This window comes from Candidatus Sarcina troglodytae, assembly GCF_015708635.1.
GTDB classification, from domain to species: domain Bacteria; phylum Bacillota; class Clostridia; order Clostridiales; family Clostridiaceae; genus Sarcina; species Sarcina ventriculi.
The window spans coordinates 1-23726 of record NZ_CP051754.1; the positions used below are offsets into that span (position 1 = coordinate 1).

At 31.9% G+C, this 23726-nt stretch carries 17 protein-coding genes, 6 tRNA genes, 3 rRNA genes and 1 other annotated feature; of the genes, 25 read left to right on the plus strand and 1 reads right to left on the minus strand.

The window, feature by feature from the left end:
* From dnaA to HH195_RS00120, 25 genes are all read left to right on the plus strand, one after another.
* A complete protein-coding gene (gene dnaA, locus HH195_RS00005; protein WP_196371144.1) occupies positions 1 to 1371 on the plus strand; it encodes a chromosomal replication initiator protein DnaA in 1371 nt (456 codons plus the stop codon).
* A gap of 278 nt (positions 1372 to 1649) precedes the next feature.
* Complete coding sequence (gene dnaN, locus HH195_RS00010; protein ID WP_196371145.1) at positions 1650 to 2750, plus strand: DNA polymerase III subunit beta; 1101 nt, start codon at positions 1650 to 1652, stop codon at positions 2748 to 2750.
* A gap of 92 nt (positions 2751 to 2842) precedes the next feature.
* Entirely contained in the window at positions 2843 to 3049 is a 207-nt protein-coding gene (yaaA, locus tag HH195_RS00015) for a S4 domain-containing protein YaaA (protein WP_055259157.1), read from the plus strand.
* A 58-nt stretch (positions 3050 to 3107) separates the two neighbouring features.
* Positions 3108 to 4193 (plus strand): DNA replication/repair protein RecF, encoded by a 1086-nt coding sequence (gene recF / locus HH195_RS00020; protein WP_196371146.1) that lies wholly within the window; start codon positions 3108 to 3110, stop codon positions 4191 to 4193.
* Positions 4194 to 4207: 14 nt separating this feature from the next.
* Positions 4208 to 4468, plus strand: coding sequence for an extracellular matrix regulator RemB (gene remB / locus HH195_RS00025; protein WP_055259160.1), 261 nt, complete (start codon positions 4208 to 4210; stop codon positions 4466 to 4468).
* Positions 4469 to 4525: 57 nt separating this feature from the next.
* A complete protein-coding gene (gyrB, locus tag HH195_RS00030; RefSeq protein ID WP_055259162.1) occupies positions 4526 to 6436 on the plus strand; it encodes a DNA topoisomerase (ATP-hydrolyzing) subunit B in 1911 nt (636 codons plus the stop codon).
* Positions 6437 to 6458: 22 nt separating this feature from the next.
* Positions 6459 to 8933: a DNA gyrase subunit A gene (gyrA, locus tag HH195_RS00035; protein ID WP_196371147.1), complete on the plus strand. Its 2475-nt coding sequence runs from the start codon at positions 6459 to 6461 to the stop codon at positions 8931 to 8933.
* A gap of 509 nt (positions 8934 to 9442) precedes the next feature.
* Positions 9443 to 10952: ribosomal RNA gene (locus tag HH195_RS00040) — 16S ribosomal RNA — on the plus strand.
* A gap of 198 nt (positions 10953 to 11150) precedes the next feature.
* Positions 11151 to 14054 (plus strand): 23S ribosomal RNA (locus tag HH195_RS00045).
* Between the two features lie 67 nt (positions 14055 to 14121).
* A 5S ribosomal RNA gene (rrf, locus tag HH195_RS00050) occupies positions 14122 to 14239 on the plus strand.
* The 16S, 23S and 5S rRNA genes sit together here with 2 tRNA genes alongside, the layout of an rRNA operon.
* 6 nt (positions 14240 to 14245) lie before the next feature.
* Positions 14246 to 14322 (plus strand) — tRNA-Ile (locus tag HH195_RS00055).
* Positions 14323 to 14327: 5 nt separating this feature from the next.
* Positions 14328 to 14403 (plus strand) — tRNA-Ala (locus tag HH195_RS00060).
* 75 nt (positions 14404 to 14478) lie between these two features.
* On the plus strand, positions 14479 to 15012 hold the full coding sequence (locus HH195_RS00065; protein WP_196371148.1) for an HD domain-containing protein: 534 nt from the start codon (positions 14479 to 14481) through the stop codon (positions 15010 to 15012).
* A 320-nt stretch (positions 15013 to 15332) separates the two neighbouring features.
* Positions 15333 to 16730 carry an NAD(P)/FAD-dependent oxidoreductase gene (locus HH195_RS00070; RefSeq protein ID WP_196371860.1) on the plus strand — a complete coding sequence of 466 codons (1398 nt, stop codon included), beginning with the start codon at positions 15333 to 15335 and terminating at the stop codon, positions 16728 to 16730.
* A gap of 26 nt (positions 16731 to 16756) precedes the next feature.
* Positions 16757 to 16981, plus strand: a complete 225-nt coding sequence (locus HH195_RS00075) for a DUF1667 domain-containing protein (protein WP_196371149.1) — start codon at positions 16757 to 16759, stop codon at positions 16979 to 16981.
* A gap of 429 nt (positions 16982 to 17410) precedes the next feature.
* A complete protein-coding gene (locus HH195_RS12615) occupies positions 17411 to 17539 on the plus strand; it encodes a hypothetical protein (protein ID WP_256437743.1) in 129 nt (42 codons plus the stop codon).
* 165 nt (positions 17540 to 17704) lie between these two features.
* Positions 17705 to 17904: a binding site (T-box leader), on the plus strand.
* 95 nt (positions 17905 to 17999) lie between these two features.
* Positions 18000 to 19277: a serine--tRNA ligase gene (gene serS, locus HH195_RS00080; RefSeq protein WP_196371150.1), complete on the plus strand. Its 1278-nt coding sequence runs from the start codon at positions 18000 to 18002 to the stop codon at positions 19275 to 19277.
* Positions 19278 to 19528: 251 nt separating this feature from the next.
* A complete protein-coding gene (locus tag HH195_RS00085) occupies positions 19529 to 20371 on the plus strand; it encodes a Rossmann-like and DUF2520 domain-containing protein (protein WP_196371151.1) in 843 nt (280 codons plus the stop codon).
* A gap of 3 nt (positions 20372 to 20374) precedes the next feature.
* The gene (gene panB / locus HH195_RS00090; protein ID WP_055260136.1) at positions 20375 to 21202 is read left to right on the plus strand and encodes a 3-methyl-2-oxobutanoate hydroxymethyltransferase; all 828 of its coding nucleotides are present in this window, start codon (positions 20375 to 20377) and stop codon (positions 21200 to 21202) included.
* A gap of 22 nt (positions 21203 to 21224) precedes the next feature.
* Positions 21225 to 22070 carry a pantoate--beta-alanine ligase gene (panC, locus tag HH195_RS00095; RefSeq protein WP_058993913.1) on the plus strand — a complete coding sequence of 282 codons (846 nt, stop codon included), beginning with the start codon at positions 21225 to 21227 and terminating at the stop codon, positions 22068 to 22070.
* A gap of 64 nt (positions 22071 to 22134) precedes the next feature.
* Complete coding sequence (gene panD, locus HH195_RS00100; RefSeq protein ID WP_055260134.1) at positions 22135 to 22536, plus strand: aspartate 1-decarboxylase; 402 nt, start codon at positions 22135 to 22137, stop codon at positions 22534 to 22536.
* A 198-nt stretch (positions 22537 to 22734) separates the two neighbouring features.
* Positions 22735 to 22825: transfer RNA gene (locus HH195_RS00105), tRNA-Ser, on the plus strand.
* A gap of 33 nt (positions 22826 to 22858) precedes the next feature.
* Positions 22859 to 22949, plus strand: a tRNA-Ser gene (locus HH195_RS00110).
* A gap of 158 nt (positions 22950 to 23107) precedes the next feature.
* Positions 23108 to 23198, plus strand: a tRNA-Ser gene (locus tag HH195_RS00115).
* Between the two features lie 36 nt (positions 23199 to 23234).
* Positions 23235 to 23325 (plus strand) — tRNA-Ser (locus tag HH195_RS00120).
* Positions 23326 to 23487: 162 nt separating this feature from the next.
* Here HH195_RS00120 and HH195_RS00125 read toward each other — a convergent pair.
* Entirely contained in the window at positions 23488 to 23634 is a 147-nt protein-coding gene (locus HH195_RS00125) for a hypothetical protein (RefSeq protein WP_156304292.1), read from the minus strand.
* Positions 23635 to 23726: the final 92 nt, after the last annotated feature.

The window sequence follows — 23726 nt, forward strand, 5'->3', positions numbered from 1 at the left end:
ATGAATGCCCAATTTAAAAATTTATGGGAGCAGGCACTTAATATAGTTAAAGGTGAAATGTCCGAAATTAGTTTTAACACTTGGATAAAAGGCTGTGAACCAATCTCTTTATCTGATAATTTATTAAAACTTAAAGTTCCTAATAGTTTTACAAAAGGAATTCTTGATAAACGCTACAAATCTTTTTTAATAAAAGGCTTAAAAATAGTAACTTCTAAAAACTATGAAATAGAGTTTTTATTAGAATCTGATTTAGAAACCTTGCCTACCATAGATGAAACTAAAGAAAAAAAATCACCTTTAAACATAAATAAAAGTTTATCAATTATAAATGATGAAATAACAACATCTTTAAACCCAAAATATACATTTCACTCATTTGTAATTGGAAATAGTAATAGATTTGCTCACGCCGCATCTTTAGCTGTAGCAGAATCTCCAGCTAAAGCTTATAATCCACTATTTATTTATGGTGGTGTCGGTCTTGGAAAGACTCATTTAATGCACGCTATAGGCCATTACATATTAGAACAAAATCCTAAAGCTAAAGTAGTTTATGTGTCTTCTGAAAAATTTACAAATGAACTTATAAATGCAATTAAAGATGATAAAACTGAAGAATTTAGAAACAAATATAGAAAAGTGGATGTTCTTTTGATAGATGATATACAATTTATAGCCGGAAAAGAAAGAACTCAAGAAGAATTCTTCCATACGTTTAATGCCCTTCACGAAGATTCTAAACAAATAATTTTATCTTCTGATAGACCACCTAAAGAAATTCACACATTAGAAGATAGACTTCGTTCTAGATTTGAATGGGGCCTTATTGCTGATATTCAACCACCTGATTTTGAAACAAGAATGGCAATACTTAAGAAAAAAGCAGACGTAGAATGTTTAAATGTAGCAAATGATGTTATGGTTTATATAGCTACAAAAATTAAATCTAATATCAGAGAACTTGAAGGAGCTTTAATACGAATAGTTGCTTATTCATCATTAACAACTAAAGCTATTTCAGTTAATTTAGCTTCTGAAGCTCTTAAAGATATAATTTCTAATAAAGAAGATTTACCATTAAATACAAAAATTATTCAAGAATCAGTAGCAAATTACTTTAATTTAAGAGTTGAAGATTTAAAATCTCAAAGAAGAACTAGAAATATTGCATACCCTAGACAAATTGCAATGTATCTTAGTAGAAAATTAACAGATATGTCTCTACCTAAAATAGGAGAAGAATTCGGTGGCAGAGATCATACTACTGTAATTCATGCATATGAAAAGATTTCAGAAAATTTAAAGACTGATGAAGTACTTCAAACTACAATTAATGACATCTATAATCTACTAAACCAAAATTATTAACAAAGTTATCAACATTTTGTCAATAATTCTGTTAATAATTTGTGGATATCTATTTTAACTTAAGTTATCCACATTACCATGTTAATAAATTATATATTTTTCAACAGAGTTATTCACATGTTATCAACATAGAAAATATAGATATATCAATGTATACACATACTTATCCACATATCCACAGGCCCTACTACTATTACTACTATATATTTATCTATATATTTATCTATATATAAGGACTAATTGATTGTGAATAACTTTATACACAGGAGGTATTAATTTTGATATTTATATGCGATAAAATAAAATTTCAAGAAGCAATTACGATAGCTCAAAAAGCTATAACAGGTAAATCAACCATGCCTATATTAGATGGGCTATATATAGAAGCTAAAGATAATACACTAATATTAATAGGTTCTGATAAAGATGTAAGTATAGAAACTCGATTAGATGCTAAAATTATAGAACCAGGGAATGCTGTTGTTGATGCTAAAATATTTGGTGAGATAATAAGAAAATTACCAAATGATGAGGTAAAAATATCAACTTTAGAAAATCAAACATTACAAATTATTTGCCAAAAATCAATATTTGACTTAGTTCATATGAATGCAGATGATTTTCCTAATTTAGCTAAAATAAATGAAAATATGATATTTACAATACCTCAAGGATTATTAAAAAACATGATAAAGGGAACCTCATTTGCTATTGCTCAAGATGAAACAAGACCAATACTTCAAGGAATACTTTTTGAAATCAAAGATTCTAATTTAAATTTAGTAGCATTAGATGGTTATCGATTAGCGCTTAGAAGTGAATTTATAAATAGTGAAAATACAATAAATGCTGTTATTCCAGGAAAAACTTTAAATGAGGTTGCTAAAATATTAGAAGACTCAAATAACCTTGTAAACATTACGTTTACACCTAATCATATACTATTTAATATGGGTAATACAAAAGTTATCTCTAGGCTTTTAGAAGGAGAGTTTATAAAATATGATACTTTATTACCTAAAGACCATAAAGTGTTAGTAACAGTAAATAAGCAAGATTTTCAAAATTGTATAGAAAGAGCTTCTCTTGTAGCTAAAGAAGGAAACAGTAATTTAGTTAAATTTGACATAAAAGATGATTCTATAGTTATAACATCAAATTCTCAACTAGGAAAAGTTAGGGAGGAAGTATCTATAGATCTTCAAGGAGAAGATTTACAAATAGCTTTCAATTCAAAATATTTAATTGATGTTTTAAAAAATATGGAAGGGGATAAAATAGAACTAAAGTTTACAAGTAGTGTGTCACCTTGTATTATAAAAAATAAAAATAATAATTCTTGTGAATATTTAGTTTTACCAGTTAGAGTAGCAAGATAGTTGTTTTAATATCCACTAAGAAACTTTAGTGGATATTAATTAAATAAATTTTTATTGTAGAAAGGAGCAAGCCTAAGCTTGTTAATTAATTAATGGAAAATATAAAGATAAATACTGAGTTTATAAAATTAGATTCATTTTTAAAGTGGTGTGGAGCGGCAGATTTAGGTTCATATGCTAAAATGTTTATTCAAAATGGAGAAGTAAAAGTAAATGGTGAAGTTTGTCTTCAAAGAGGTAAAAAATTAAAAGTAAATGATTTAGTAGAATTTGATGGTAAAATTTATAAATTAATATAATCAATACATAACCTAAACTAGGTTAAAATATGTTATAATTTAAATAATAGGTGTTTTTATGTATATTAAAAGCTTACAAACTTTAAATTTTAGAAATTATGATAATCTAAGTTTAAATTTATGTCCTAATGTTAATGTCTTTATAGGGGATAATGCTCAAGGGAAAACTAATATTTTAGAACTTATATACTATTGTGGTTTTGCCAAATCTCACAGAACTAATAAAGATAAAGATATAATAAAATGGAATTGTGAGGAAACATTTATAAGATTAGATATTCATAAAAAAAGACTAGATAAAATAATTGATATAAAGATATTAAAAGATGGAAAAAAGGCTGTAAAAATAAATTCAATAAAAGTAAATAAAATCGGAGAGCTTATAGGTACATTTAATGTTGTTATATTTTCTCCAGAAGATTTAAAGATAGTTAAAGAATCTCCAGGCATAAGACGAAAGTTTATGGATATGGAGATTAGTCAGTTAAATGTAAAATATTATAACAACTTAGTGAATTATAATAAAATTTTAAGTGAGAGAAATTCAGTATTAAAGTGCGCTAAAATAGATGAATCCATGTTAGATATTTATGATATGCAATTAGCTCAATATGGTGAATACATAATAAAAGCTAGGTTAGAATATTTAAATAGTTTAAATAAATATTCTAGGCAAATTCATAGTGATATAACGTCAGGAAAAGAGGAAATAAACTTTGAATATATTTCAAATGTAAAAAATTTAGATAATATTAAAGAGTCTTTGCTGAATTTATTAAGAAAAAGTAGAAAAAGGGATATTGAAAAACGAATTACATCAATAGGCCCTCATAAAGATGATTTCAGTATACTTTTAAATGGTGTAGATGCAAAAGCTTTTGGTTCTCAAGGGCAACAAAGAACCTCAGTACTTACTATAAAATTTGCGTCTTTAAAGATAATTAAAGAAGTCGCAGGGGAATATCCTGTCTTATTATTAGATGATGTACTATCAGAGTTAGATTTTAGTAGAAAAAGTTATATTTTAAAATCTATTAATAGCATACAAACTATAATAACTTGTACAGGGATAGAGGATTTAACAAGATATCTAGACGAGCATTCTAAAATATTTATAGTAAAAGATGGAATTGTTAAAGAATAAAAGGAGGAATGTTTGTGTTTTTACATTTAGGTGAAAATATAGTTGTTCCAGTTAAAGACGTAATTGGAATTTTTGATATTGATGTTGCTAGATATAGTGCAGATACAATGCAATTTTTAAGAATGGCGGAGGATGATGGATTTGTTGAAAGAGTAACAGACGAGGAACCAAAATCTTTCGTCATTGCAGAGGTTAATAAAATGAGTAAGATATATTATTCACCAATCTCATCATCAACATTAACAAAACGTACGGATGTTAATTATAATCCTTAAAAAATGATTAATCTTTTTTAGACATAGGATTACATCAAGAAATATGGAGGAAATTTTATGTTAGAAGAAAACAAGATAACTTATGATGAAAATCAAATTCAAGTTCTTGAAGGGCTTGAGGCTGTAAGAAAAAGACCTGGGATGTACATTGGAAGTACTAGTTTAAGAGGTCTTCATCATTTAGTTTATGAAATAGTTGATAATAGTATAGATGAAGCCTTAGCGGGATATTGTAAAAATATAAAGATTTATATCCATAAAGACAATTCAATAACTGTAAAAGATGACGGTAGAGGAATGCCGGTTGGTATTCATCCAAAGATGAAAAAATCAACAGTTGAAGTAATAATGACTGTATTACATGCAGGTGGAAAATTTGGTGGAGGAGGATATAAAGTATCTGGCGGACTACATGGGGTTGGTGCATCAGTTGTTAATGCATTATCAGAAGAATGTGACGTTACTGTAACTAGAGATGGAGAAGTATGGAGACAAACTTATTCAAGAGGAAATGTAACTAGTGAACTTGTAAAAATAGGAACAAATAATGAGAGTGGAACTACAGTTCACTTTAAACCAGATGCCACAATATTCGAGGATACAGTTTATGATTTTGACACACTTTCTCAAAGGCTTAGAGAACTTGCATTTTTGAATAAAGGTATAAATATAACTTTAGTTGATGAAAGAAATGATGTTAGTGAAAGTTATCACTATGAAGGGGGAATAAAGTCTTTTGTATCTTACCTTAACAGGAATAAAGAGTCTTTACATGAAGAACCTGTTTATGTAGAAGGTATTAAAGATGGAATATCAGTAGAGGTAGCCCTTCAATATCATGATGGATACAATGAAAATATATTTACCTTCGCTAATAACATAGATACTGTTGAGGGTGGAACTCATTTAGTAGGATTTAAAACAGCTTTAACTAGGGTAATAAATGATTATGCTAAAAAGTTTGGTCATTTAAAAGAAAGTGATAAAAATTTATCTGGTGATGATATAAGAGAAGGCTTGACTGCTGTTGTATCAGTAAAAATATCAGAACCACAGTTCGAAGGACAAACTAAAACTAAACTTGGAAATACTGAGGTTAGAGGAGTTGTAGAATCAATAGCTGGAGAAGGGATAGCTATATTTTTAGAGGAAAATCCAGCAGTAGGTAAAATAATAGTTGAAAAAGCTTTATTAGCATCTAGAGCAAGAGATGCTGCAAGAAAAGCTAGAGAACTTACAAGAAAATCTGTTCTTGAAAGAAATTCATTGCCTGGAAAACTTGCAGATTGTTCATCTAAAGATCCAAAAGAATGTGAAATATATATTGTTGAGGGAGATAGTGCAGGTGGATCAGCTAAGCAAGGTAGGGATAGAAGATTCCAAGCAATTTTGCCTTTAAGAGGTAAGATAATGAATGTTGAAAAACAAAGATTAGATAAAATTTTAGGTTCAGATACAATAAGATCTTTAGTAACTGCGATAGGGGCTGGAATAGGACCTGAATTTGATATAGAAAAAATAAGATATAACAGAATTATAATAATGACAGATGCTGATGTTGATGGAGCTCATATAAGAACTCTTTTATTAACATTTTTCTATAGATATATGAGAGAATTGGTTGAAAAGGGGCATGTTTATATAGCACAGCCACCATTGTATAAAATAAGCAAAGGTAAAAAAGAACAATATGCTTATTCAGATAAAGAATCAGAGATTATTTTGGAAGAATTTGGTGGAAAAGATAGTAGCGTTAATATACAAAGATATAAAGGTCTTGGAGAAATGAATGCAACTCAGTTATGGGATACAACAATGGATCCAGAAACTAGAATTTTATTAAGAGCAGATATCGAAGATGCCATTTTAGCAGACGAGGTATTTACTATTCTTATGGGTGATAAAGTAGAGCCTAGAAGAGAATTTATACAAAAAAATGCTAAAAAGGTTAGTAATTTAGATATATAATGCTAAATATGAGGTGAAATACATGAGTTTTAATGAGGGAAAGATTATACCCATTGATATAAACAATGAAATGAAAAAATGCTATATAGATTATGCTATGAGTGTTATAGTTGGAAGAGCTTTACCTGATGTGCGTGATGGATTAAAACCAGTTCATAGAAGAATACTGTATTCTATGCAAGAACTAGGAATTACTCCTGATAAGGGCTATAGAAAATGTGCGAGAATAGTCGGAGAAGTTTTAGGTAAATATCATCCGCATGGAGATACTTCAGTTTACGATGCATTAGTTAGAATGGCCCAAGATTTTTCAATGAGATATATGCTTGTTGATGGTCATGGAAATTTTGGTTCTGTTGATGGAGATAGCGCGGCTGCTATGAGATATACAGAAGCAAAGATGAATAAAATTTCGATTGAAATGCTTAGGGATATAAATAAAAATACCGTAGATTTTGTTCCAAATTTTGATGGAGAAGAGCAAGAACCAAGTGTACTTCCATCTAGATATCCTAACTTACTTGTTAATGGATCTTCTGGTATAGCTGTAGGTATGGCGACTAATATCCCTCCACATAACTTAGGAGAAATTGTAGATGGAACAGTAATGCTTATTGAAAATCCTGAAGCTACTGTATTAGATTTAATGACTTATATAAAGGGGCCGGATTTTCCAACAGCAGGAACAATAATGGGGCAATCAGGAATTAGAGCTGCTTATGAAACAGGAAGAGGTAGAATTGTAATTAGAGCTAAGGCTGAAATTGAGGAAGAAAACAATAAACATAGAATAATAGTTACAGAATTACCTTATCAAGTTAACAAAGCAAGACTTATAGAAAACATTGCAGATCTTGTTAAGGAAAAAAAGATACCAGGAATATCAGATTTAAGAGATGAGTCAGATAGAGAAGGTATGAGAATAGTTATAGAATTAAGAAGAGATGCTAATCCAAATGTAACGTTAAATCTTTTATATAAGCATACAAAAATGCAAGATACGTTTGGAGTTATAATGCTTGCACTTGTTGATAATCAGCCTCAAGTACTTAATTTAAAAGATATATTAGTTAATTATATAGATTTTCAAAAGAATGTTATAACAAGAAGAAGTATATTTGAATTAAATAAAGCAAAAGATAGAGCTCATATACTAGAAGGGCTTAAAATAGCTTTAGATAACATAGATGAAGTTATACAAATTATAAGAAATTCTGCAACTTCAGAAATAGCTAAAAACATTCTTATAGAAAAATTTGCTTTAAGTGATAAACAATCATCTGCAATATTAGAAATGAAGCTTAGAAGACTTACTGGCTTAGAAAGAGATAAAATTGAAGAAGAGTTAAAGGTTCTTAGTGAATTAATGGAATATTTAACTGGAATATTAGAAGATGAGAATAAGCTTTTAGAAGTTATAAAAGAAGAGCTTTTAGAGATAAAAGAAAAATATGCAGATGTTAGAAGAACTAGAATAGAAAAACAAGAAAATGAAATAGATATAGAAGATTTAATACAAGAAGAAGATGTTGTTATAACTCTTAGTCATGCAGGATATATAAAAAGAATATCTGCTGATGTTTACTCAGCTCAAAAAAGAGGGGGTAAGGGAATTCAAGCTATGACAACCAAAGAAGATGACTTTGTTGAAAATATCTTTATAACGTCAACCCATGCTAATTTATTATTCTTTACTAACAAAGGTAAGGCTTATAAGCTTAAAGCATATGAAATACCTGATGCAGGTAGAACAGCTAAAGGAATGAATTTAATAAATTTATTACCATTAGAAACTGATGAAGTTATTCAAGCAGTGCTTGCTTTAAAAGAGTTAGAACAAGATGGTTATTTATTTATGTGTACAAAACAAGGAATTGTTAAGAAAACATGTTTAAGTGAATTTAAGAATTTAAGAAGAAAAGGTCTAATTGCTCTTAGTTTAAAAGATGGTGATGAACTTTTAAAAGTTAAGGTAACTTATGGTGATGCTGATATTATGATAGTAACTGAAAAAGGTTATTCTATAAGATTTAACGAAAAAGACGTTAGAGCAATGGGTAGAAATGCAGCTGGTGTTAAGGCTATAACTTTAAGAGAGAATGATATAGCGGTTTGTATGGATATAGTTGTAAAGGGTGAGAAGGTTCTTGTAATTAGTGAAAATGGATATGGTAAGAGAACCAATATAGAGGAATATAAGCTTCAAAATAGAGGCGGTATGGGATTAATAACTTATAAATTAACAGAAAAGACTGGAAAAGTTGTAGGAGCTACTATATGTAAGGATGATGATGAAATTATGCTTATAAATAGCAATGGAGTTGCTATAAGGGTTAATGTAGCCGATATATCTATAACAAGTAGAGCAACGATGGGAGTTAAAGTTATGAGAACATTAGAAAACGAGTCAGTTGTTGCAATAGCCAAAATATCTGGTGCAGATAAAGATGTTGAAAATGAAACTACATTAAGTAATAATGAAGTGGCTAGTGAGTAAATAAAAAAACCTTGCATTTAGCAAGGTTTTTTTATTTTTTTTTAAATAGAGTTTTTGAAATTTATATAAATATAATATAAACATAACCAAGTGTATCATATTATAAAAACAATAGAAAAAATGAGAAAAAATAAGAAAATAAAAGTTAATTAAATAAAATACGATATATAAATATTATTAATAAAACAAAAATTATGTTATCATAAATTTCGTCGCAGAGAGATATAATAATTTATTTAGCAAAAAAATAAGTGTATTAGTGAGAATCTTAATGTGATAATATATCGCTTTAATAAAATAAGTTAAACAACGTAAAAATAAAAATAAAAAAAGTTGTTGACAAAGATTAAGTAAAGTGATAAGATAAAGAAGTCGCTTGAGGGCGACAAAGAAAAAAGAAAAACAATGGTCTTTGAAAATTAAACAGATAATTTAAGTAAACCAGCAATTCTTTTATAAGTAATATGAGTAGATTAAACTCAAATAATAACTAAGAAATTAGTATATTTTAATTTGAGAGTTTGATCCTGGCTCAGGATGAACGCTGGCGGCGTGCTTAACACATGCAAGTCGAGCGAGAAAAGTTCTTCGGAGCTTTTCTAGCGGCGGACGGGTGAGTAACACGTGGGCAACCTGCCTCATAGAGGGGAATAGCCTTCCGAAAGGAAGATTAATACCGCATAATATTGTTGAAAGGCATCTTTTAACAATCAAAGGAGCAATCCGCTATGAGATGGGCCCGCGGTGCATTAGCTAGTTGGTGAGGTAACGGCTCACCAAGGCGACGATGCATAGCCGACCTGAGAGGGTGATCGGCCACATTGGAACTGAGACACGGTCCAGACTCCTACGGGAGGCAGCAGTGGGGAATATTGCACAATGGGGGAAACCCTGATGCAGCAACGCCGCGTGAGTGATGAAGGTCTTCGGATTGTAAAGCTCTGTCTTTAGGGACGATAATGACGGTACCTAAGGAGGAAGCCACGGCTAACTACGTGCCAGCAGCCGCGGTAATACGTAGGTGGCAAGCGTTATCCGGATTTACTGGGCGTAAAGGGAGCGTAGGCGGATATTTAAGTGGGATGTGAAATACCCGAGCTTAACTTGGGAGCTGCATTCCAAACTGGATATCTAGAGTGCAGGAGAGGAGAATGGAATTCCTAGTGTAGCGGTGAAATGCGTAGAGATTAGGAAGAACACCAGTGGCGAAGGCGATTCTCTGGACTGTAACTGACGCTGAGGCTCGAAAGCGTGGGGAGCAAACAGGATTAGATACCCTGGTAGTCCACGCCGTAAACGATGAATACTAGGTGTAGGGGCCAAAAGCCTCTGTGCCGCCGCTAACGCATTAAGTATTCCGCCTGGGGAGTACGGTCGCAAGATTAAAACTCAAAGGAATTGACGGGGACCCGCACAAGCAGCGGAGCATGTGGTTTAATTCGAAGCAACGCGAAGAACCTTACCTAGACTTGACATGTCCTGAATTACCAGTAATGTGGGAAGTTCCTTCGGGAACAGGAACACAGGTGGTGCATGGTTGTCGTCAGCTCGTGTCGTGAGATGTTGGGTTAAGTCCCGCAACGAGCGCAACCCTTATTGTTAGTTGGTACCATTAAGTTGACCACTCTAGCGAGACTGCCCGGGTTAACCGGGAGGAAGGTGGGGATGACGTCAAATCATCATGCCCCTTATGTCTAGGGCTACACACGTGCTACAATGGCAGGTACAAAGAGAAGCAATACTGTGAAGTGGAGCAAAACTCAAAAACTTGTCTCAGTTCGGATTGTAGGCTGAAACTCGCCTACATGAAGCTGGAGTTGCTAGTAATCGCGAATCAGAATGTCGCGGTGAATACGTTCCCGGGTCTTGTACACACCGCCCGTCACACCATGAGAGTTGGCAATACCCGAAGTCCGTAAGCTAACCGTAAGGAGGCAGCGGCCGAAGGTAGGGTCAGCGATTGGGGTGAAGTCGTAACAAGGTAGCCGTAGGAGAACCTGCGGCTGGATCACCTCCTTTCTAAGGAAGAACATCTTAGGAAAACTAAGATGATAATAAAGAATGCTTCTTAAATATCTGTTTAATTTTGAAAGACTAAGTTCTTTCAAAATTATGTTCTTTGAAAATTACACATAAGTATTAATAAATAGAGTAAAGCCAATTAAATTTACTATTCTTTGTAAAATTGATTGCAACTATCTAAAAGATAGAAACAAAGGTCAAGCTACAAAGGGCGTATGGTGAATGCCTTGGCATCAGGAGCCGATGAAGGACGTGATAAGCTGCGATAAGCTTTGGGTAGACGCACATAGTCTGAGATCCAAAGATTTCCGAATGAGGAAACTCACATGGGAAACCCCATGTATCGTTAACTGAATAAATAGGTTAACGAGGGTAAACCTAGGGAACTGAAACATCTAAGTACCTAGAGGAAGAGAAAGAAAAATCGATTTTCTAAGTAGCGGCGAGCGAAAGGGAAAGAGCCCAAACCGGAAACTTGTTTCCGGGGTTGTGGATAGAACATAACGAGAAACTATAACTAATTGAAGAGAGCTGGAAAGCTCTACCGTAGAAGGTAATAGTCCTGTAAGTGAAAGTTAGAGTAATCAAGTTCTAATCCAGAGTACCACGAGACACGTGAAACCTTGTGGGAAGCAGGGAGGACCACCTCCCAAGGCTAAATACTACCTGATGACCGATAGTGAAGCAGTACCGTGAGGGAAAGGTGAAAAGAACCCCGGGAGGGGAGTGAAATAGAACCTGAAACCATATGTCTACAACCGATCAAAGCACCTTATGTGTGCGATGATGTGCTTTTTGTAGAACGAGCCAACGAGTTACGATATGTAGCAAGGTTAAGTACTTAAGGTACGGAGCCGAAGGGAAACCAAGTCTTAATAGGGCAACTAGTTGCATGTCGTAGACCCGAAACCGGGTGACCTATCCATGGCCAGGTTGAAGCGAGGGTAAAACCTCGTGGAGGACCGAACCACGTTGCTGTTGAAAAAGCATGGGATGAGCTGTGGATAGCGGAGAAATTCCAATCGAACTCGGAGATAGCTGGTTCTCCTCGAAATAGCTTTAGGGCTAGCGTCGAATATGAGTAATGGAGGTAGAGCACTGAATGGGCTAGGGGGCATAGCGCTTACCGAACCTTATCAAACTCCGAATGCCATATACTATAAGTTCGGCAGTCAGACTACGAATGATAAGATCCGTGGTCAAAAGGGAAACAGCCCAGATCGTCAGCTAAGGTCCCAAAGTGTAAGTTAAGTGGAAAAGGATGTGGGATTTCTAAGACAACTAGGATGTTGGCTTAGAAGCAGCCACTCATTAAAAGAGTGCGTAATAGCTCACTAGTCGAGAGATCCTGCGCCGAAGATGTTCGGGGCTAAAACTTACCACCGAAGCTACGGGCTTGAATTTATTCAAGCGGTAGAGGAGCGTCGTAATCGGGCTGAAGTCATACCGTAAGGAGTGGTGGACTGATTACGAGTGAGAATGTTGGCATTAGTAGCGAGATGTAGGTGAGAATCCTACAGGCCGAATACCTAAGGTTTCCTCAGGAAGGCTCGTCCGCTGAGGGTTAGTCGGGACCTAAGCCGAGGCCGAAAGGCGTAGGTGATGGACAACTGGTTGATATTCCAGTACCACTACCATCGTTATTATCGATGGCGTGACGCAGGAGGATAGTGTGTGCTAGCTATTGGATGCTAGTCTAAGCATTTAGTCAGTTACAATAGGCAAATCCGTTGTAATAATGATGAGATGTTATGGGGAAGGTTCTACGGAACCGAAGTACATGATTCCACGCTGCCAAGAAAAGCGTCTAGAGAGAGAAGTAGTGCCCGTACCGCAAACCGACACAGGTAGGTGAGGAGAGAATCCTAAGGCCGGCGGAAGAATTGCAGTTAAGGAACTCGGCAAATTGATCCCGTAAGTTAGCAATAAGGGATGCCTACGAGAGTAGGCCGCAGAGAATAGGCTCAAGCAACTGTTTAGCAAAAACACAGGTCTCTGCTAAAGCGTAAGCTGATGTATAGGGGCTGACGCCTGCCCGGTGCTGGAAGGTTAAGGGGAACACTTAGCGTAAGCGAAGGTGTGAACTTAAGCCCCAGTAAACGGCGGCCGTAACTATAACGGTCCTAAGGTAGCGAAATTCCTTGTCAGGTAAGTTCTGACCCGCACGAATGGCGTAATGACTTGAGCACTGTCTCAACTGCAAATCCGGCGAAGTTGTAGTACCAGTGAAGATGCTGGTTACCCGCGATTGGACGGAAAGACCCCGTAGAGCTTTACTGTAGCTTAGCATTGAATTTCGGTATTGTCTGTACAGGATAGGTGGGAGACTGAGAGACTAGGGCGTCAGCCTTAGTGGAGTCGACGTTGGGATACCACCCTGATAGTACTGAAGTTCTAACTGGCGGCCATGAATCTGGTCACAGGACATTGTTAGGTGGGCAGTTTGACTGGGGCGGTCGCCTCCTAAAAAGTAACGGAGGCGCCCAAAGGTTCCCTCAGAACGGTCGGAAATCGTTCGAAGAGTGCAAAGGCAGAAGGGAGCCTGACTGCGACACCCACAAGTGGAGCAGGGACGAAAGTCGGGCTTAGTGATCCGGTGGTACCTCGTGGGAGGGCCATCGCTCAACGGATAAAAGCTACCTCGGGGATAACAGGCTGATCTCCCCCAAGAGTCCACATCGACGGGGAGGTTTGGCACCTCGATGTCGGCTCGTCGCATCCTGGGGCTGAAGTAGGTCCCAAGGGTTGGGCTGTTCGCCCATTAAAGCGGCACGCGAGCTGGGTTCAGAACGTCGTGAGACAGTTCGGTCCCTATCCGTCGCGGGCGTAGGAAATTTGAGAGGAGCTGTCCTTAGTACGAGAGGACCGGGATGGACTGACCTCTGGTGTACCAGTTGTTCCGCCAGGAGCACAGCTGGGTAGCTAAGTCGGGAAGGGATAAACGCTGAAAGCATCTAAGCGTGAAGCCCACCTCAAGATGAGATTTCCCATAGCATAAGCTAGTAAGACCCCTTGAAGAACACAAGGTTGATAGGTCAGAGGTGTAAGTATGGTAACATATTTAGCTGACTGATACTAATAGGTCGAGGGCTTGACCTAATTAACTTTATCTTAATGCTTAGTGTAATTTTGAGAGAATATGTCTTTCATATAAATAACATGATTATCTGGTGATAATGCTCTTTAAGGTAACACCCGTTTCCATTCCGAACACGAAGGTTAAGCTTTTAGAGGCTGATGGTACTGCATGGGAGACTATGTGGGAGAGTAAGTGGTTGCCAGGTTTATATGGATCTTTAGCTCAGTTGGTTAGAGCAACCGGCTCATAACCGGTAGGTCCGGGGTTCGAGTCCCTGAAGGTCCACCATATTTGGGGGTATAGCTCAGTTGGGAGAGCACCTGCCTTGCACGCAGGGGGTCAAGAGTTCGAATCTCTTTACCTCCACCAAAAGAACTACTTTAAGTAGTTCTTTTTTTATATAAAAATAATAGTTATATTCAATATTTATTTTAGGAGTTAATAATGATATATAGAATTAAGCAAACTATATGGGCAATAAGTTCTAATTTTAAAGAAATTGATTATACTTATATTAATAAATATTTAGATAAAAATGAAATTATACTTTTTAATAAGTTAAAACGTTCTGAGAAATATCATTGTATAAGGGTTTGTTATGATTGTTTAAGAATAAACTCTGAAAATAAGTTAAATATAGATGAAGTAGTTTTAGCTAAATTAGCTTTATTACATGATATAGGTAAAATTGATTATGGATTAAATTTAATTGAAAAATCAATATTGGTAATTTTAAACAAGATTACTAAAGGAGCTCTTGAAAATTTTTCTAATTTCAAAAGTGTAGATGTATATTACAATCATGGATTAAAAGGGAAAAATATATTACTAAGGGAGCAAGAAAAAAATTTATCAAGTAATTTGTATAATGATGAGTTTTTAAATGCAATAGAAAATCATCATAAAAATACTAATGATAAAATTTTTAATAATAATATATTATTAAAAATTTTATCGGAAGCTGATAATATCAATTAGTTATATATAGAAATAAAATATAATTCTTAGTATGAGTCTAATAATTTTATATTATTAGGCTCATTTTTTAATTTATTTTATAATTAAATGTTTAAACTTATATAATGTATTATTTTAAATTGTAATGCTTTTAATATTATAAAAAAATATTTATGAAAATAAGTGTTAAAAATTATATAATATAAGTTATAATCAAATTAATTAAGTCTTTTATTGGATAATGTTTTTTTACACTGTGTATAGTTTTATTAGCTAATATAATTAATGAGTGAAGTAATTTAAATAAATATAAATTTATAAAATTGGGAGTTGAAAAATTAATGGATTATGATGTTTTAATTTTAGGTGGTGGGATAATAGGATGCGCTGTTGCCTATGAATTATCAAAATATAATTTAAATATAGCAGTTATAGAAAAAGATTTTGATATAGCAGATGATATTTCTTTTTTTAATACATCAATAGTTTATGATGGATGCGAATGTAAAGATAATTTAATAAGTGCATTAGAAGAAATGGGCAATTCTATGTTATCTAGTATAACAAAAAAATTAAATGTTTCTTTTAAGAAGTTACCTAATTTAACTGTTGCAACTGATGAAAAATCTTTAAAAGTTTTAGAAGAAAGATATAAAAGATCATTAGATAGGGCTTTAACTGGAATTAAACTTATAGATGGTGATGAAGCTAGAAAAATAAATCAAAGGTTGGGTGATGATGTTATAAAAGCTCTTTATTCAGAAAGTACCGCTATTATAAAACCTTATGATTTAGCAATAGCTTATGGTGAAATTGCTTATGATAATGGAGTTGTTTTTAGATTAGAGGAAATTGTTACTGATATTCAAAGTTTATCAAATGGTTTTAGAGTAACAACAAATAAAAATAAATTTAAATGTAAATTTGTAGTTAATACTATTCCGGGTGAAAAATATTTATTAGATGATATAAGAGAGGAAGATAATGCTGGATTTAATTTAAAAACTTATTATGTAGTTTTAAATAATTTAAAGAATATAGATAAGAATTCTATACTTTCTAAAATAGAAGATAAAGATAATTCAATTGTTTTTATGCCAAGTTCTTGTAATGAACTTATAATTGGAGTAAATTCTAGTACAGAATTAAGTAAAAAGGAAGTTATAAACAAAGTAAAAATGATAATGCCTGACTTAAAAAGAAAAGATGTAAAGGATGTATTTTATGATAATCATCATAAAGATATAATGATAATAGATGATAGTGAGGCAAATAAAGGTTATATTAAAATAACAGGAAAATATTATGGAGAGGTTACTATTTCTCCTGCCATAGCAACTATAATAACTGAGACTATAGTGGAAGATTTAAAGTGTGGTGAAAATAAAAGTTTTGTTGATAAAAGAAGGGAATTTTATAAATTTCGTGATTTATCAATAGAAGAAAGAAATGAACTTATAAAATTGGATAATAGGTATGGAAAAATAATTTGTATGTGTAATCAGATAACAGAAGGTGAAATTGTTGATTCTATAAGAAGACCGTTAGGAGCTAGGACGGTTGAAGGAATAAAAAGGAGAACGGCTGCAACTTTTGGCGATTGCAATGGTGCGTACTGTATAAGTAGTATTATCGATATATTAGCAAGAGAGTTAGATAAAAAACCAACTGAAATAGTTGAGGATTCTAAAAATTCTCATGTTTTAACTTGTAGGATAAAAGAATTTAATGAAATTTAACAATATATTAAGAAAGGGAGATTATAATGGAAGATGAACTTTTTACAAGTGTAGTTAGGCTTAGAGGATCTAAATTTCATGTAGTTCCTGTAAAGAGTAGTAAACCAGTGCCACATAGTAAGTGGATAGAGTTTTCTAAAATACTTAGTAGATTATATGTTGGGGTTCCAACAAAAATAGGTAGTGTAGTGTGTAGAAATATATTAAATACAGGAATTGATATAATTTGTACAAAAAATATTGATGAATAATTGAAAACTGCTTGTTAATATAGTATTAAAAGTAAATTTTAATAAGCAAATTAATAAATATTTGAAAAAAAACAAGAAAATTTTCTATTATAAATTAAATTTTTTTGTTTTTTTTATAAAATATTTTAAAATAGTTATGGATATTATATACATAAAATACTGTAATTATAATAAAATATAAAAAAAGAAGTTAAAAATGCAAGAAATAATTTTAATTATTCATTTTAAATATTCATGAATATTTTCTTGTTTAAATTTATTAAGGAATGTATGAGATTTTTTAATAAATTATTAGGTAAAAAGTTAAATACTCATGTGTTTTATAAAAATTATTTTATAGATGAATTTCTATTGTAAAGCTACAAATTAAGTGTTAATCTGTATTCGAAGCAAGAACAATTTATAAGTTAGATTTAGGAGATGGTTATTATGACAAGATTTTCAACAGTAAACGCAGATACACTTTTAATGGTAGAATCATTAAATAGAAAAAATGAAAAAACAAATAAAAAAGGAACAAAATTATCACAATTATTTGCATCATTACAAAGAAAATAATTAAATTTTTATGGATTGATTTATTTATAAATTTAAATTATTTAGGTTTATAGTTTAAAATTATAATGAGAAGGTTATAATTTATAATATGCAAAATATACTTATAGTAAATTAAATTCTTGACATTATATTGCAATAGCTTTACTATATTATTAGTAAAATAAATATTAACCTTTGAGCAGGCTAGTAATGTTTGTTAGTATTTTAGAGAATCAGTGGTTGGTGTAAACTGATATGCTATATTCATGAATCCACCTGTGAGGGACTGTGATTAAGCAGTACGGTTTTAACCGTTATAATTTTTGAGCGGATGGATTTTTTAATCTATCAATTAGGGTGGTAACGCGGAGTTTTTCGTCCCTTTGTATGAGGGAAAATGAAAGACTCTTTTTTATTTTGTCTAAAATTAATAATCATATAAAAATATATATTTTAAAATAAATGAAAGGAAGAATAAAAAATGCTAGATTTAAAAAGAATTAGAAATAATCCAGAAGAAATAAAAGCATTATTAGCAAATAGAGGAGAAGATTTTGATGTTACATGTATAGATGAAGTTGTTGCATTAGATGAAAAAAGAAGAGCTATACTTGTAGATGTTGAGGCTTTGAAGAGTAAGAGAAATCAAGTATCTGCTGAAATTCCAAAGAGAAAAAAGGCAGGAGAAGATGTTACTTCTGTAATGGCTGAAATGAGAGAAATTGGGGATAAGATAAAAGCTGATGATGCAAAAGTATCAGAAATAGATGAAAAAATAAATTATATAATGCTTAGAATACCTAATATACCAAATCCTCAAGTTCCAGATGGGGAAACTGATGAAGATAATGTAGAAATAAAAGTTTGGGGCGATAAAACAAAATTTGATTTTGAGCCAAAAGCCCATTGGGATTTAGGAACTGATTTAAAAATTTTAGATTTTGAAAGAGCAGGTAAAACAACTGGATCAAGATTTACTTTTTATAAAGGTGCAGGTGCTAGGTTAGAAAGAGCTATAATAAATTACTTTTTAGATAAACATGTATTTGATAATGGGTATACTGAAATATTACCTCCTTATATGGTTAATAGAGAAAGTATGACTGGAACAGGTCAATTACCTAAATTTGAAGAAGATGCATTTAAAATTGAGAATAATGGATTTTTCTTGATTCCAACTGCTGAAGTTCCAGTAACAAATTTTTATAAAAATGAAGTATTAAGTGGAGAAGAACTTCCAATAAAACATGTTGCTTATAGTGCTTGTTTTAGGGCTGAAGCAGGTTCAGCTGGAAGGGACACAAGAGGTCTTATAAGACAACATCAATTTAATAAGGTTGAGCTTGTTAAATTTTGCAAACCAGAACAAAGCTATGAAGAATTAGATAAGTTAGTTAAAGATGCTGAATCAGTTCTTCAAGGTTTAGAAATACCTTATAGAATAGTTAGAATATGCAAAGGTGATTTAGGATTTACTGCTGCATTAAAATATGATATAGAGGTTTGGATGCCAAGTTATAATAGATATGTTGAAATATCAAGTTGTTCAAATTTTGAAGATTTCCAAGCTAGAAGAGCTAACATAAAATACAGAGAAAATCCAAAGGATAAACCACAATTTGTTCATACATTAAATGGATCAGGTGTTGCAATAGGTAGAACTGTAGCTGCTATATTAGAAAATTATCAACAAGCAGATGGAAGTGTAAAAATTCCTGAAGTATTAAAAGCATTTATGAGATGTGATGAAATAAAATAATTTTGAAAATAAAATGCCATATCAAAATTAACATTTTGATATGGCATTTTATATTTAATTAGAAATATAAGGAAAAATATGTTTTGTGTATTGAATAAATTATTTATATATGATATTTTAAATAAGGATGGTATCTTATGAACCATACTATTATTTATTTTGATTATATTTGAATTAAAAACGCTCATACTTATGATGAGATGAGACGAGATAGTATCATCACACTCTAATTTTTTTTGGAGGTGGTATTTATGAAAATTGGTTTTATTGGAGCAGGAAAAGTAGGCTTTTCTCTAGGTAAATACCTTGTAGAAAATAATATAACTGTATCTGGATATTATAGTAAAAATGAAAACTCATCTAAGGAAGCATCAATGTTTACTAATACAAAACAATTTCTTAACTTACAAGATTTGGTTAACGAGAGTGATGCTATTTTTATAACCACACAAGATAGTTTTATAGCTTTAATTTGGAATAAATTAAAAGATTTAAATATAGACGGTAAAATTATTTGTCATTGTAGTGGTTCATTATCTTCAAGTATATTTTCAAATATAGATAAGTACGGTGCTTATGGCTATTCAATTCATCCTTTATTTGCAATTTCAGATAAGTATAATTCTTATAAAATATTAAATGAAGCCTTTATAGCTATTGAGGGTCATAAAAAATATTTAAGTGATTTTAAGATGTTATTTAAAAGCTTAGGAAACAATGTTCAAGTAATATCTAAAGAAAATAAGGTGCTATACCATGCTGCAGCAGTAACTTCTAGTAATTTAGTTATAGGTCTTATAAAAGATGGCATAGATTATTTAGTTAAATGTGGGTTTAGTGAGAAATCAGCAATGGAAGCGTTATATCCTCTTATATCGTTTAATATAAGTAATGTTAAACATAAAGGGATTACTAATAGTTTAACTGGTCCTATTGAAAGAGGAGATTTATTTACAGTGAAAGAACATTTGTCTGTAATTGATTCTAGTAATGTGGAGTCTTATAAGATGTTATCAAAAAAAATATTAGATATTGCAAAGATTAAAAATAAAGATAGAGATTATAAAGTTATTGAAAATTATTTGGAGGAATAAACTATGAAAAAGACAATACTTGATTTTAAAAAGGCTAAGGAAAATAATGAAAGAATATCAATGCTTACAGCTTATGATTATTCATCAGCTAAACTTATAGATGAAGCTGGAATAGATGCTATATTAATTGGAGATTCTTTAGGAATGGTTTCTTTAGGGTATGAAGATACTTTATCAGTAACTATGGAAGATATGATTCATCATACGAAGGCAGTTGCAAGGGCAACTAAAAATGCATTAGTTGTTGCAGATTTACCTTTTATGTCATACCAAACATCAGTTTATGATGCTGTATATAATGCAGGAAGACTTATAAAAGAGGGAAGAGCTCACGCTGTTAAACTAGAAGGCGGGATTGAAATGTGTGATAGAATAGAAGCGATAGTTAAATCATCAATTCCGGTTATGGCGCATATAGGTTTAACACCTCAATCAGTAAATGCGTTGGGTGGATTTAAAGTTCAAGGAAAGGATGAAAAAGCTGCAAAAGCGCTTATAGAAGCAGCAAAGGCAGTAGAAAAAGCAGGAGCATTTGCGGTAGTTTTAGAATGTGTACCTGCTAAGCTTGCAGAAATAGTTACAAAAGAATTAAATATACCTACAATTGGAATTGGAGCTGGTGCACAATGTGATGGACAAGTTTTGGTTTATCAAGACATGATAGGTATGTTTAGTGGATTTACTCCTAAGTTTGTTAAGAAATATGCGAATATAGGAGATATGATGAAGGAAGCTTTTGAAGAGTATAATAAAGAAGTAAAGAATGGTTCTTTTCCAAGTCAAGAACATACATTTAAAATAAGTGAAGATGTTATAGAAAAACTATATTAATATACAATAGGAGAAGTTCAAAATGAGAGTTGTAAAAAGCGTAAAAGAAGTAAGAGATGCAGTAAAAGAATGGAAGGCTCAAGGGCTAAGTGTTGGATTTGTACCAACTATGGGTTATTTGCATGAGGGACATGAAAGTTTAATAAAAAAAGCTGTAAAGGATAATGATAGAGTTGTCGTTAGTATATTTGTAAATCCTATGCAGTTTGGTCCAACAGAAGACTTAGACAAATATCCAAGAGATTTAGAAAGAGATTCTAAGCTTTGTGAAAATGCAGGGGCTAATTTAATATTCCATCCAGAGAAAGAAGAAATGTATTTTGAAGATTTCTCTTCATATGTTGATATAAATGGATTGAGTGATGAATTATGTGGAAAAAGTAGACCAATTCATTTTAGAGGAGTTTGTACAGTTGTAACAAAACTATTTAATATAGTTAATCCTGATAGAGCATATTTTGGAGAGAAAGATGCACAGCAATTAGCTATAATAAGAAGATTTGTAAGAGATTTAAATATTGATATAGAAATAATAGGATGTCCTATTATAAGAGAAGAAGATGGACTTGCAAAAAGTTCTAGGAATACTTATCTTTCAAAAGAAGAAAGACAAGCTGCTTTAATTTTAAGTCAATCATTAAATTTAGCAAAAGATGCTATAAATAGTGGGGAAAGAAATTCAAGTGTTGTTATAGATATAATTTCAAACAGTATTAAGAAAGAACCTTTAGCTAAAATAGATTATATTGAGGTCGTTGATTCGTTATCAATGAAACCAGTTAAGACAATAGAGAAATCAGTTCTAGTTGCTATTGCAGTTTATATTGGAAAAACAAGACTTATAGATAATTTTACATTTAACATATAGTGTTTTATTAGTTATAATAGTTATGTTAATTATACTAAGTTAGATACAATAAAGGAGAAATATTATGCAACTAACAATGTTAAAAGGAAAGATTCACAGAGCTACAGTTGTACAAGCTGAACTTGACTATGTGGGAAGTATAACTGTTGATGAAGATTTATTAGATGCATCAGGAATATTAGAATATGAAAAAGTTCAAATAGTTGATGTTAATAACGGAAACAGATTTGAAACATATACAATAGCTGGAGAGAGAGGCTCTGGAATGATTTGTTTAAATGGGGCAGCTGCTAGATGTGTTTCAACTGGGGATAAAGTTATTATAATGTGTTACTGTGAAATGGATAGAAATGAAGCTAAAGAACATAAACCAAGTGTAGTTTTTGTTGATGATGATAATAAAATAAAGAGAGTAACTAATTACGAAAAACATGGTTTACTTTCAGATAAAATGTTAGAAGATTAATATGAATATTAAAGCTATGTTTTAAATATTGTTTATTTTAAATAAGCTTAGTTATTAAATTAATGGGTATATTTATTTAAAGTTAAAATAAATTAAAACATAGCTATTTTTATTATTAAATATAGTATTTTAAGCTTTTTAATAAAAAGATATTGACATAAGTTTATCATGTTGATATAATTAATTTTGTAATAACGCGGAGAGATGGTCGAGTTGGTTTAAGGCACCGGTCTTGAAAACCGGCGTGCGTGTGAGCGTACCGTGGGTTCGAATCCCACTCTCTCCGCCATTTTTTTTATAAAAAAATAAAATGGAACATTTTGGAGAATTACTCAAGTGGCTGAAGAGGCGCCCCTGCTAAGGGCGTAGGTCGGGCAACTGGCGCCCGGGTTCAAATCCCGGATTCTCCGCCAAGACATCTAATTATTAGTTATTAGGTGTCTTTAAATTTTTTATTTAGTATAATGTTTGATTATTTTAAGAGGTAGTTATATATTATTTTGATAAAAATTTTTATAAAATATATTGACATAAATTTATAGAATTGATATAATATTTTTTGTGATGACACGGAGAGATGGTCGAGTTGGTTTAAGGCACCGGTCTTGAAAACCGGCGTGCGTGTGAGCGTACCGTGGGTTCGAATCCCACTCTCTCCGCCATTTATAAGTATACAATAAATTTATATTGTAGGGCATGGAGAATTACTCAAGTGGCTGAAGAGGCGCCCCTGCTAAGGGCGTAGGTCGGGCAACTGGCGCCCGGGTTCAAATCCCGGATTCTCCGCCAAAATACCTAGTAATTGTACTGGGTATTTTTTGTTGTCTAAAAATAATTGTATTATAATAAGAAATTTTTTTTATATTTTCATCTAAAGATAATTCATATTATAGTAATTAAAATTGTTTTATATATTTAAATTTGAAATTTAAAAATTATAAACATATTTTTTTAAATCTGTGGATTATTTTTATTCTTATCTTCTTTTAAAACTTTTTCTAATAAATTTTTCATAGATTTATCCACAAAAAACTTTAAAATAAAGAAAGTTATTAACAAAATTATCAACAATATAAACATATCGTATAAAAAAATCAAACTAATTCCCCCTTAATAATTTTTATTTAACAAATATAGAGATATTATACACTAAATAATTTAATTTACAAAATATAATATAAATTTTAGGA